Annotated in this window: 13 protein-coding genes and 1 tRNA gene; 8 read left to right on the top strand and 6 right to left on the bottom strand. The window is 65.1% G+C overall.

Going from position 1 to position 11851, the window contains the following annotated elements:
* Positions 1 to 34 precede the first annotated feature (34 nt).
* Positions 35 to 250: a helix-turn-helix transcriptional regulator gene (locus tag ACQR1H_RS23845; RefSeq protein ID WP_434908268.1), complete on the top strand. Its 216-nt coding sequence runs from the start codon at positions 35 to 37 to the stop codon at positions 248 to 250.
* A gap of 255 nt (positions 251 to 505) precedes the next feature.
* Here the strand turns inward: ACQR1H_RS23845 and ACQR1H_RS23840 are convergent, their stop codons facing one another.
* Positions 506 to 751, bottom strand: a complete 246-nt coding sequence (locus ACQR1H_RS23840) for a hypothetical protein (RefSeq protein WP_434908267.1) — start codon at positions 749 to 751, stop codon at positions 506 to 508.
* Between ACQR1H_RS23840 and ACQR1H_RS23835 the strand changes: the two genes are divergently transcribed.
* The gene (locus ACQR1H_RS23835; protein WP_434908345.1) at positions 714 to 2384 is read left to right on the top strand and encodes a recombinase family protein; all 1671 of its coding nucleotides are present in this window, start codon (positions 714 to 716) and stop codon (positions 2382 to 2384) included. The genes ACQR1H_RS23840 and ACQR1H_RS23835 overlap by 38 nt on opposite strands.
* Here ACQR1H_RS23835 and ACQR1H_RS23830 read toward each other — a convergent pair.
* From ACQR1H_RS23830 to ACQR1H_RS23810, 5 genes are all read right to left on the bottom strand, one after another.
* Positions 2341 to 2417: transfer RNA gene (locus tag ACQR1H_RS23830), tRNA-Met, on the bottom strand. The genes ACQR1H_RS23835 and ACQR1H_RS23830 overlap by 44 nt on opposite strands.
* A 239-nt stretch (positions 2418 to 2656) precedes the next feature.
* Positions 2657 to 3007, bottom strand: a complete 351-nt coding sequence (locus ACQR1H_RS23825) for a hypothetical protein (RefSeq protein WP_316237562.1) — start codon at positions 3005 to 3007, stop codon at positions 2657 to 2659.
* 76 nt (positions 3008 to 3083) lie between these two features.
* On the bottom strand, positions 3084 to 3719 hold the full coding sequence (locus ACQR1H_RS23820; RefSeq protein ID WP_316172598.1) for a class I SAM-dependent methyltransferase: 636 nt from the start codon (positions 3717 to 3719) through the stop codon (positions 3084 to 3086).
* A 27-nt stretch (positions 3720 to 3746) separates the two neighbouring features.
* Entirely contained in the window at positions 3747 to 4943 is a 1197-nt protein-coding gene (mnmA, locus tag ACQR1H_RS23815) for a tRNA 2-thiouridine(34) synthase MnmA (protein ID WP_316182371.1), read from the bottom strand.
* Positions 4944 to 5085: 142 nt separating this feature from the next.
* Positions 5086 to 5313, bottom strand: coding sequence for a hypothetical protein (locus tag ACQR1H_RS23810; RefSeq protein WP_434908266.1), 228 nt, complete (start codon positions 5311 to 5313; stop codon positions 5086 to 5088).
* Here ACQR1H_RS23810 and ACQR1H_RS23805 point away from each other — a divergent pair.
* The 6 genes from ACQR1H_RS23805 to ACQR1H_RS23780 all read left to right on the top strand — a co-directional run bounded on the left by ACQR1H_RS23805 (position 5300) and on the right by ACQR1H_RS23780 (position 11836).
* Positions 5300 to 6904, top strand: a complete 1605-nt coding sequence (locus ACQR1H_RS23805; RefSeq protein ID WP_434908265.1) for a flagellar hook-length control protein FliK — start codon at positions 5300 to 5302, stop codon at positions 6902 to 6904. The genes ACQR1H_RS23810 and ACQR1H_RS23805 overlap by 14 nt on opposite strands.
* Before the next feature lie 12 nt (positions 6905 to 6916).
* A complete protein-coding gene (locus tag ACQR1H_RS23800) occupies positions 6917 to 7615 on the top strand; it encodes a flagellar hook capping FlgD N-terminal domain-containing protein (protein WP_315803359.1) in 699 nt (232 codons plus the stop codon).
* Between the two features lie 249 nt (positions 7616 to 7864).
* Entirely contained in the window at positions 7865 to 8140 is a 276-nt protein-coding gene (locus ACQR1H_RS23795) for a DUF1153 domain-containing protein (protein WP_002714638.1), read from the top strand.
* A 335-nt stretch (positions 8141 to 8475) separates the two neighbouring features.
* Entirely contained in the window at positions 8476 to 10074 is a 1599-nt protein-coding gene (gene fliF / locus ACQR1H_RS23790) for a flagellar basal-body MS-ring/collar protein FliF (protein WP_315803358.1), read from the top strand.
* Positions 10075 to 10118: 44 nt separating this feature from the next.
* Positions 10119 to 11213 carry a flagellar motor switch protein FliG gene (fliG, locus tag ACQR1H_RS23785; protein ID WP_315714167.1) on the top strand — a complete coding sequence of 365 codons (1095 nt, stop codon included), beginning with the start codon at positions 10119 to 10121 and terminating at the stop codon, positions 11211 to 11213.
* Complete coding sequence (locus ACQR1H_RS23780) at positions 11213 to 11836, top strand: FliH/SctL family protein (protein ID WP_315803357.1); 624 nt, start codon at positions 11213 to 11215, stop codon at positions 11834 to 11836. Before fliG ends, ACQR1H_RS23780 begins: the two co-directional genes overlap by 1 nt.
* Positions 11837 to 11851: the final 15 nt, after the last annotated feature.

The raw sequence follows: 11851 nt of genomic DNA, 5'->3' as shown, positions 1-11851 counted from the left end.
ACGTCAGAAGCAACCAGCAAGGGGCATCCCGGCCATGCGCGAGCCAGACCGTATCATTAGGTTGAAAACGGTCCTTGCCAGGACCGGGCTGTCCCGGTCCACCATCTACCGCAAGATCGCCGGGGGCACGTTCCCGCCCCAGCTCAAAATCAGCAGCAACGGTTCGGGCTGGCATGAATCCGATATCAACCGATGGATCGCAGATCCAGTCGGATGGCGTGCGGAAGGCCGATTCGAGGAAGCCCGGTAAGCTCGATTTGCGATCCTTCAACCGGCCGCAGAACGTAAAGACTCGTGCTCTCGTATCTCAATTCATACGCTCCCCACTCTCGATCGCGGACCTTTTCCTTCGCCAGCGCATCCTAAACGGCGAGCGCGTCTCCGATCCTCTTCCGTTTCCGGACACCCCTCTTTTGACTGTGCCGACGGCAGGCACAGTGCCCAAGGTCAAAGCGATCCGCATCCAAACGACGTTTCCGTTCTCGATTCTATCCAATGCTACGCTTCATCGTTCCCCGATCTCGCCTCGGCTCTTCCCGCGCAGCATCCTGTCGAGATGGCGCGACAAAAGACCGGACAGGGATCGCATCGGGCAACAGGCTGTGTTGCCGAAACTGACAATGCCCTGGTCAAATTCGTTGAAGCGCTTGCGATTGCCGATGCGAGGCGCGATCATCTGCGGGAAAGAGATCCGCTGACAAAACGCCATCTTGATGCGGTCAGCTCTCAGTGCCGCAGCAATGGTATACATGATGAAACGCGCAGCTATTTACGCCAGATTCTCGACCGAGCTCCAAAGCGAAAGATCGACTGAAGATCAGATAGCTTTGTGCCGGAACTATGCGGCTCGTCATCAACTCGCAGTCGTCGCAACGTTCGAGGACAGGGCCCGTTCGGGCGCCTCGGTCTTTGGGCGGGATGGTTTGATGCAGCTGATGGATGCTGCACGCCAGCACACATTCGATGTCGTCGTCGTGGAGGCATTGGATCGGCTCTCGCGCGACATGGAGGATCTCGCCGGAATTCACAAGAGGCTGTCCTTTCAGGGGATCCAGATCCAAGCAGTGCATGACGGTACGGCAGACTCCGTCTTGATTGGAATTCGAGGTCTTGTCGGTCAGATGCAACGTGAGGACGGCGCGAAGAAGGTTCGTCGCGGCATGGCGGGCGTGATACGCGACGGCCGCCACGCCGGCGGACGCGCCTATGGCTATCGTGCGGTACCCGGCCAATCGGGCGAACTCGAGATCGTTGAAGATGAGGCCGCCATCGTCCGCAGGATTTTCAGCGCTTACGCCGAGGGACGAACACCTCGCGACATTGCCCACGATCTCAATCGCGAAGACATTCCTCCACCACGTGGCAAGCGATGGAATGCATCGACGATCAACGGCAACGCGCAACGCGGGAACGGGCTCATTTTCAACGAGCTGTATGCGGGTCGCATCGTCTGGAACAAGGTCCGAATGGTCAAAGATCCTGACACCGGAAAGCGGCTATCTCGCCCCAACCCGCCCGACGAGTGGCAGCGCATGGAAGCGCCCCACCTGCGGATCGTCGAACAGTCCGTCTGGGAGCAGGCTCATCTTTTGAAGTCGCAGAAGAGCCGTCTGGCCAGCCATGTGAAGCGCCGGACGCCACATCTGCTTTCCGGCCTTCTTCGCTGCGGTTCCTGCGGGTCCGGCCTGTCGGTTCATGACCGGGACAAGACGGGCAAAACCCGCGTCCGCTGCTCGGCCGTGCGAGAAAGCGGCAGCTGTTCGAACCGCAGGATCTTGTACCTTCGAGACGTGGAAAATCTGGTCCTAAGCGGCATGGCTGAAGAGCTGAAGGATCCACGGATGATTGAGACTTACGTGCGCAACTACAATCGGGAAAGAACGCGGCTTGCCGGAGACTCCGCCGCAACACGCACGCGCCTGGAGATGAAGCGAGATCGGATCGAGGGCGAGCGGCAGCGCAACATCGATCTTGTCATCCGATACGTCATTTCGGAGGACGACGCTCGGCAACGCATCGCCGAGCTAAAAGAGGAGCGAGAGCAGGTAGAGGCGGAACTGGCCGCGCTCGAGGAAGCTCCTGTTCCAGTTGCCCTTCACCCGGCAACCTTGGACCGATATGTCGCAACCGTCGATGCGCTAGCGGAAACCTTGGCGGACCACGCGAGTGCCGAGGACGACCGAGGCACGCTCATCCACGATTTCCGGGCTCTCGTGCACAGCGTAACGATTTACCCGAAGGGACCCAGGGAAGGATTTGAGATCGAAGTGAAAGGGAAGCTAGCCACATTACTCGGGAAAGGAGTGTTCCCGGACGCAAGCTACAATAGTGGGTCACGCGTGGTAGCGGGGGAGGGACTCGAACCCCCGACCCCAGGATTATGATTCCCGTGCTCTAACCAGCTGAGCTACCCCGCCACGGTGTTCGATCAAGGCAAAACCGGTCGAAGCGGGCCGCCGGGCCTTGTGAACGGGCGGCATATAAGGAGGCGTCTCCGCCCCTGTCAAGCAAAGCTCGCGGGCAGCAGCGGTTTTCGCACCAGGGGATTTCCGGACGACTCTCCAAGACCTTGCGCATGTATCCGCCGCTCGTCGGGGGTCATACGCCGACGTGTGCGACCAACAGCAGCTGCTCGGCAATGCGGATCACAAGAGGCTCACTTCGGCTGTACGTTCGGATTGCCGCCGGGGCTGCCGGGCGGCGGGATCACCGGGGTCGTGCCGCCCTCCGGGGTCGGCGCGTGCATTTCCGGGTCGACCCCGCTCGGCGGACACAACACGCCGTTGGTCTTCGCCAGCTTGTCGCCGAGCAGCTCGCCGGCGCGGCCGGTGGTGATGCCGTCAGGCGTCGCCGTCGCGCGGGCATTCGGCGCACAAGCGGCATTCGCGTTGGGGGCCGGCGCCGTTGCCTGCGGCGGCGTGGCCGGCGTCGGCGGCGCCTGGGCGCGGGCCGCAGCCGCGGCCGAGACCAGTGCGAACGAGAGGAACAAGGTTTGCCTGATGCTCATGGCGGGGCAACGCAAACCGCGCGTTCGCGTTCCGCGCGGATGGCCTGGCAAAGCGCACGGCCAGGGTATCCGGTGATCAGCCCTTGCGGTAGCGAATGAGCGAGAAGTGTCCGAGCGGCGGCATCGGCCGGCGCTCGGCCAAGGTGACGCCGCCATGCTTTGCAGCCCAGTTCACCAGCCGGGCCCAGGGGAACTCCGGCCGCCAGCCGAGTCGGCGCGCGATCGGCGCGAAGGCGAGCTCGAAGATGCGGCGCGGGCCGCTCTCGGCGCCGATATGGTTGACCAGGATCAGCTCGCCGCCCGGCTTCAGCACGCGGATGAAATCATCGAGCGTCGCTTCGGGATCCGGCACCGCAGTGATGACGTATTGCGCGACCACCGCGTCGAAGAAATTGTCGGGGAACGCGAGATGCTTGGCATCCATCACCGCGAGCGTCTCGACATTGAAGAGCTTCAGCTCGCGGACGCGGGCCTGCGCCCGCCGCAGCATCGGCTCGGAGATATCGACGCCGCAGATCTTCGTGGTCCGGGCGTAGTCCGACAATGACAGGCCGGTGCCGACGCCGACGTCGAGAATGCGGCCGCCGATGCGATCGGCTTCCGCGATGGTCGATTGGCGGCCCTGATCGAAGACCTTGCCGAACACCAGATCGTAGATCGGCGCCCAGCGCTCATAGGCCTTTTCGACCCCCGCGCGGTCGATGTCCCCCATGCCCCTGCCCTGAATGATGGATGCTGATCAGCCGCGGACCGGCTCGGCCACGCGCTGCGGCCTGATCGCGTTGCCGCCCAAGCTGCTGCTTTCCGCAACAGCGCTCTGGATGAAGCCGCCACCGAGCACGCGGGCGCGGCCGGACGCGGCATCGTAGAACACGCAGGCCTGGCCCGGCGAGACGCCCTCTTCGCCGGCGACGAGCTCGACCTCGTAACGGCCGTCCGCACCGCGCAGCCAGGCCGGCTGCGGCGGCCGCGTCGAGCGCACCCGCACGAACAATTCGAGGCCCTCGCGCGCGGCCGCGTCGAGCGCGCCATCACCGATCCAGTTGACCTCGCGGAGCGTGATGCGATGCGTGCGCAGCGCCTCGCGCGGGCCGACCACGACGCGGCGGGTGGCGACGTCCAGCTTGACGACGTAGAGCGGCGCACCGGCAGCGATGCCGAGGCCCTTGCGCTGGCCGATCGTGTAGTTGGCGATGCCGTGATGCGCGCCGAGCACGCGGCCATTGAGATCGACGATCTCGCCCGGCTCCATCGCGTTCGGGCGCAGCTTGCCGATGATGTCGGTGTAGCGGCCGGTCGGCACGAAGCAGATGTCCTGGCTGTCGTGCTTGTCGGCGACCTCCAGGCCGAAACGGCGCGCGAGCTCGCGCACCTCCGGCTTGGTCATGTCGCCGAGCGGAAAGCGCAGGTAATCGAGCTGCTCGCGCGTGGTCGCGAACAGGAAGTAGCTCTGGTCGCGATCGCTGTCCGCCGCGCAGATGAGCGCGCGCGATCCGTCCGCCAGCCGCCGCGAGGCGACGTAATGGCCGGTGGCGAGCACGGAGGCGCCGAGCTCGCGCGCGGTCTTCAGGAGATCGCCGAACTTGATCGCGCGATTGCACTCGATGCACGGCACCGGCGTCTCGCCCGAAGCGTAGCTGGCGGCGAAATTGTCGATCACCGACTCGCGGAAGCGATCTTCGTAGTCCAGCACGTAATGCGGGATGCCGAGGCGCTCGGCAACGTTGCGGGCATCGTGGATGTCCTGGCCGGCGCAGCACGCGCCCTTGCGGTGCGTCGCCGCGCCGTGATCGTAGAGCTGCAGAGTGATGCCGACGACGTCGTAGCCTTCCGACTTCAACAGCGCGGCCGTCACCGAGGAGTCCACGCCGCCGGACATGGCGACGACGACCCTGGTGTCTTCGGGACGGCCTTCGAGATCGAGACTGTTGAGCATGATCCGGTCACTGCTATCGCGGCGTCAGGCAACGGGTTCCCGGCGCGGGAACGCCTCGCATGCGCCGTCTTTGCGGATGGCTTGCTTCGGGCGATCTCCGGACAGGATGTCCTGATCGGAAACAACACGAAAGCATCTGTCTCTAATATAGGCGCACTTCCTGCGAAGCAATTGCGCCGGTCGCAGATGCCGGCGGCAAATCTTGCCGGCCGGGCAGAAATGGCGAGGACGAGGGCCGCGGCCCGCGCCCCGATTGATTCCATAAGAACCTGAATTTGTTGGCGATTTTCTGCAACCCCGGCTTGGCCCGCTCCTTGCTGAACTGCTTGGTCGAGTTCATCGCGAGAGGGTCCAAGGTGTTCAGCGTCACGTCAGACATCCAGGCAGGCACGGTTCTCAAGACCACGGCGCCGAGACAGTCCCGTCAGGACGCTCCGCAGCCGTCCGACAGCTTCTCGGCGCTGGTCGACGCCGCGACTCCGGATCCGTCGACAGCGTCGCCGCCCACCTCCGCGTCGCCGTCGCCGCGCGCCGCCAGCGCTTCCACCCCGAGCCGCGAGCCGGCGCGGGCCGGCGACGCCGATCGCACCACCCAGGCCAGGTCGCAGGACAAGCCGGCGGACAAGGCCGACGGCAGCACCGCGCGCGCCGACGACAGCGGTTCGGATACCCCGGCCGACGCGACCGCCGGCACGTCGACCAAAACCGATGCGGCTGGGACCGCCGACGGCAAGACCAGCGGCGGCAAGACGGGCGACAAGAAGGACGGCGATCAGGCCGGCACGGATGCGAGCGCCGCGACGACCGCTGTAGCCGGGCCGACCGTGGCCGTGCCGACGCCGGTCGCCGTCGCCATCCAGCCCGAGATCACCCTCGCCAACCCCGCCAGCGGCGATGGCACGGCGGACGGCGACGGCAAAACCAATGCGCCCGGTGCGGCCGCTCCCGTCGGAGTGCCCGGTGTTGGCCCGCAGGGCTCGGTCGATACCGCGGCAGGCCTGCTGGCGGCCGCAGCCAAATCCTCCGCGGCGGCCAAGGATGCCGACGGAGCCGGATCCACCGCGACGACGCCCGAGACGGCAGCGGCGGCCTCCGGCGACGCTGCCGCATCTGCCGAACAGAGCTTCGCCGCCGCGCTCGATGCGGCCGTTCCCGGCAGCACCAAGACGACGGGCAAGCCGGGCACCCAGACCAAGACGGGGCTCGCCGACGGCGCAGCCGGCAAGGTCACCGAAACGGGCAATGGCAACGTCCAGTCCACTCAGCAGCCGGGCCATGGCGCGCTCGCGCAACAGCCGGCTGTTGCAGCCAAGCCGGACTCCGTCGAGGCCGGCGATGGGAAGGCGAATGGCAACGTGCAGGCACCGGCCTCACATGATCGCAACGCCGCGCCGACGACCAGCCAGACCAACGGGCCGGCGCCGGATCCGAGTGCACAGGCCACGGCCGCGTTGCAGCCCCAGCTGTCGACGCCGGCCGCATCGACCAGCCAGATCACCTCGGCCAACCTGACCGCGACAGCCGCCACGGCGGCCGCTGTGCCGCTTCATGGGCTTGCCGTCGAGATCGCAGCCTCCGCGCTCAACGGCAAGAGCCGCTTCGAGATCCGACTGGATCCGGCCGAGCTCGGCCGCATCGACGTCCGCATCGACGTCGACCGCAATGGCCAGGTGACCTCGCATCTGCGGGTCGAGAAGCCGGAGACGCTGGCGATGCTGCAGCAGACGGCGCCGCAGCTCCAGCAGGCGCTGCAGGACGCCGGCCTCAAGAGCAACAACAGCGGATTGCAGTTCTCGCTGCGCGACCAGAACTCGTCCGGCCAGAATGGCGGCGATTATCAACAGAATGGCAACGCACAACGCCTGATCGTGACCGAGGACGAAAACGTCCCGGTCCAGCTCGCCGGACGGTCCTATGGACGGATGTTCGGCGCGCAAGGCGGCGTGGATATCAGGGTTTAACAGGAGGCTTCCATGGCAATCGGCGACGCGATCACGGCACCCCCGCCGGTCTCGGGCACGACCAACACCAATTCGTCAACCGGCAACAGCAGCCTCGGCTCGAGCGCAGGCTCGACCATTGCCGGCAATTTCCAGACCTTCCTGACGCTGCTGACGACGCAGTTGCAGAACCAGAATCCGTTGGATCCGCTGGACACCAACCAGTTCACCCAGCAGCTCGTGCAGTTCGCCGGCGTCGAGCAGCAGCTCAAGACCAACGACCAGCTCGCATCGCTGCTCACGATGCAGCAGACGACGCAGGCGACCCAGGCGCTCGCCTTCGTCGGCAAGACAGCGGTGGTGAACGGCTCGACGACGACCATGACCAACGGGCAAGCGAGCTGGGATCTCAGCATTCCGAAGGACAGCAACCTGACGGTGAGCATCACCAACAGCGTCGGCCAGACCGTCTTCAGCGGCAAATATTCGGCGAGCGCCGGCGACAACCAGACCTATAATTGGAACGGCCAGGGCAATGACGGCACCCAATGGCCGGACGGGCAATACAAGATCACGGTGGTCGGCACCGATGCAACGAACGGTTCGCCGGTGGCCATCTCGACCCAGGTCAAGGGCACCGTATCCTCGGTCGACCTGACCCAGCAGCCGCCGCTGCTGTCGATCGGCGGCCAGACCTATACGGTGAACCAGATCCAGCGGATCGTGAGCTAGCTCCCGCCCCGTCTGAACCGATCCCGGCTGAGCTCGAACAAGCTCAGCCGCCGCGGCGACATGTCAGCGTAAGCGCCGGAAATTCTTAACCAATCATTTACCACGATTCCGCTCCCGGGGCGCAGCGCCACCGGAAGTGGCGGCGTTCGCGCATAGCGCCGGATTCGCGCCCTTCGCTTAGGCAAATTTTAAGCGAGGCGGCGTAGGGTCTTACCGTGAGTTCAGTGGTTAAGAGTTTGTGAGTACGCCATGACAGAACCCCATCGCCCGAGGGTGAAATACGTCATCGGGCCTGACGGCAGCCCGCTCACCATCGCGGATTTGCCTGCGCCAGGCACCAAGAGGTGGGTCATTCGCCGGAAGGCTGAAGTCGTTGCCGCCGTTCGCGGCGGCTTGCTGTCCCTCGAGGAAGCGTGCAGCCGCTACACCCTGACCGTCGACGAATTCCTGTCGTGGCAGTTCTCGATCGACCAGCATGGTCTCGCCGGCCTGCGCACCACCCGAATTCAGCAATATCGCCAATAAGACGTTACCGACGCGACGGGATTTGTTCGAAAATCGGCTTGGCCCCGCCAAGCCGATTTTTTGCATGTCTACACTTTGTTAGGACCCTTTAACCATCGTTAACCATATCGAAACCTTCCCATAGGCAATAATTGCCCAGCGGTTCGATCCAACCTCCGCGCCCCCTCTGCGACTGGCGGACGTGGCGGCTGACATCGGATCGCCACCTGGAATGCGGGTGCTGGTGAAGGTTAAGGATTGAATTTCGCGATCTATGCAACCGGCCGTAAAGGCCCGCGAAGCTCACATCGCCTTTCAGCGGCCACCCGTCGAATGCCGAACTATGGGGCAGTTGCTTGCAAGGTCTCTTGGACTTCCTGAAGGGTTTGGGCGCCGCGCGGCTCACCGCCATGATCGCGGTGACCGCTGCTTTGATCGGCTTCTTCGGCTTCGTCATCATGCGCGTGACCGCGCCGCAGATGACCACCCTCTTCACCGACCTGACGATGGAAGACTCCTCCAGCATCATCAAGGATCTGGAGCGGCAGGGCATTCCCTTCGAGATGCGCAATGAAGGCAGCGTCATCCTGGTGCCCAAGGACAAGGTGACCCGGCTGCGCATGAAGCTCGCCGAGGGCGGCCTGCCCAAGGGCGGCGGCGTCGGCTACGAGATCTTCGACAAGTCGGACGCGCTGGGCACCACGAGCTTCGTCCAGAACATCAACCATCTCCGCGCGCTCGAAGGCGAGCTCGCCCGCACCATCCGCGCCATCGACCGTGTCCAGGCCGCGCGCGTCCATCTCGTCCTGCCGGAGCGGCCGCTGTTCTCGCGCGAGACCCCGGAGCCGTCCGCCTCGATCGTCGTGCGCGTGCGCGGCACCCTCGAGCCGGCGCAGATCCGCGCCATCCGCCACCTCGTCGCCTCCGCCGTCAACGGCCTGAAGCCGCAGCGGGTGTCGATCGTCGACGAGGCCGGACAGTTGCTCGCCGACGGCACCCAGACCGACATCGACCAGCAGGTCGGCGACGAGCGTCGCAACGCCTTCGAGAAGCGGATGCGCAAGCAGGTCGAGGACATCGTCTCCTCGGTGGTCGGAGCGGGCCGCGCCCGCGTCCAGCTTTCCGCCGATTTCGACTACAACCGCATCACCCAGACCTCCGACCGCTACGATCCGGAAGGCCGCGTGCTCCGCTCGAGTCAGACACGCGAAGAGCAGTCAGCGACCAACGAGAACAACGGCCAGGTCACGGTCAACAACGAGCTGCCGGGCAACCAGCAGAACCAGCCGCCGCAGCAGCCGCGGGACCAGAGCAAGAAGACCGAAGAGACCAACAATTACGAGATCTCCCGCACCACCAAGACCGAGGTCACCGAGGCCGGACGGGTCAACCGCATCTCGGTCGCGGTTCTGGTCGACGGCGCCTATTCCAAGAACGAGAAGGGCGAGCTGGTCTATCAGGAGCGCAGCAAGGACGAGCTCGACCGCATCGCCGCACTGGTCCGCTCCGCCATCGGCTTCGACCAGAAGCGTGGCGACCAGGTCGAGGTGGTCAACCTGAAATTCGCCGACGCTCCCGCGGTGCCGCAGATCAACGAGCCCACCGGCTTCCTCGGGATGCTCCACTTCACCAAGGATGACGTCATGTACGTCATCGAGCTCGCGGTGATGATGCTGCTCGGCATCGTGGTCGTGTTCATGGTGGTGCGGCCGCTGGTGAAGAAGATCATCGCCACCGAAGAGATCGCCGTCCCGGGCGGCGGCCTGCCGGCGCTCACCGACGAAACCATCCAGGCAGCCGCTCACGCCCAGCAGACCGCCAACATGATCGACGTCGCCCAGGTCCAGGGCCAGGTCCACGCTCAGTCCGTCCACCGGGTGGGCGAGCTGGCCGACCGCAACCCGGGCGAAGCCGCCGCCATCATCCGCCAGTGGCTCGCCGAGCCGCAGAGCTGACCCGATCGACGTGAACCGCCTGAACTGAAAAGAACGTAGACGCCATGTCGCTGCCGCAGACCCAGAACGCCAACGCCAACAACAACGACATTTCCACGGTCATCGCGACCTTGGCGAGCCGCCAGGCGCAGCGCGAGAAGACCGAGCCCTTGAGCGGCCCGCGCCGCGCCGCGGTGATGATGCTCGCCCTCGGCGAGCAGTACGGCGGCAAGATCTGGCAGCAGCTCGATGACGACGAGGTGCGTGAACTGTCGCTGGCGATGTCGACGCTGGGAACCATCGAAGCCGACGTGGTCGAGGACCTGATGCTCGAATTCGTCTCGCGCATGTCGGCCTCCGGCGCGCTGATGGGCAATTTCGACGCCACCGAGCGCCTGCTGCAGCAATACCTGCCGCCGGAACGCGTCAACGGCATCATGGACGAGATCCGCGGCCCCGCCGGCCGCAACATGTGGGAGAAGCTCTCCAACGTCCAGGAAGAGGTGCTCGCCAACTACCTCAAGAACGAATATCCGCAGACCATCGCGGTCGTGCTGTCCAAGTTGAAGCCGGAGCATGCCGCCCGCGTGCTCGCGATCCTGCCCGAGGACATGGCGCTCGACGTCATCGGCCGCATGCTGCGCATGGAAGCGGTGCAGAAGGAGGTCATCGAGCGCGTCGAGCAGACCCTGCGCGTCGAGTTCATGTCGAACCTGTCGCAGACCCGACGCCGCGACGCCCACGAGGTGATGGCCGAGATCTTCAACAATTTCGACCGCCAGACCGAGACCCGCTTCATCACCTCGCTCGAAGAAGAGAACCGCGAATCCGCCGAGCGCATCAAGGCGCTGATGTTCACCTTCGACGACCTGATCAAGCTCGATTCCGCCTCGGCGCAGACCCTGCTGCGCAATGTCGACAAGGACAAGCTCGGCGTGGCCCTCAAGAGCGCCAACGAGGAGGTCCGCAACTTCTTCTTCGGCAACATGTCCTCCCGCGCCGCCAAGATGCTGCAGGACGACATGGCCGCGATGGGACCGGTGCGCCTGCGCGACGTCGACGAGGCGCAGGCCCTGCTCGTCAACCTCGCCAAGGATCTCGCCGCCAAGGGCGAGATCATGCTCAGCAAGAACCGCGCCGACGACGAACTGGTGTATTGATGGCTCAGCCCGCGAAATTCCTGTTCGATACCGACTTCGCCGCGCCGGAGAAGGCGACGCGGGAGCGCGCTGCCGCCACCTCCGCCGAGATCGCACAGAAGGTCGCGGCCGCCGAAGCCGCCGCCTATCGCAACGGCTACGAGGCGGCGCAGCGCGAAGCCAAGGTCGAGGCCGACCGCCGCGTCGCCTCGGCGCTGGAGCAGATCAACATCCAATTGCAGGGCATCTCCGCACGCTTCGAAGGCATCGAGCAGCGGATGGAAACCGAGGCCGTCGATGTCGCGGTCGCCGTCGCCCGCAAGCTGTGTGCGGCGCTGGTCGAGGCGGAGCCGCTCGGCGAGATCACCGGACTCGTGCACGACTGCTTCGCGCATCTGGTGGCGACGCCGCACCTCGTGCTGCGCATCAACGACGCGCTGTACGAGCTCGCCCGCGAGAAGATCGAGAAGCTCGCCAAGCAGAGCGGCTTCGAGGGACGCCTCGTGATCCTCGCCGAGCCGGAGATCGCGACCGGCGACTGCCGTATCGAATGGGCCGATGGCGGGGTCGTGCTGGAGCGCGCTGCGATCGACGCCAAGATCAACGAGCTGGTCGGACGCTACATGGCGTCCAAGAAGAACTAGGCCGCCGTGGTGGCC

The sequence above is a fragment of the Bradyrhizobium sp. HKCCYLRH2015 genome, from assembly GCF_051168215.1.
Classification (GTDB): domain Bacteria; phylum Pseudomonadota; class Alphaproteobacteria; order Rhizobiales; family Xanthobacteraceae; genus Bradyrhizobium.
Note: the sequence above shows the minus strand (reverse complement) of the source record. Positions and strands in the feature narration are given on the sequence as shown.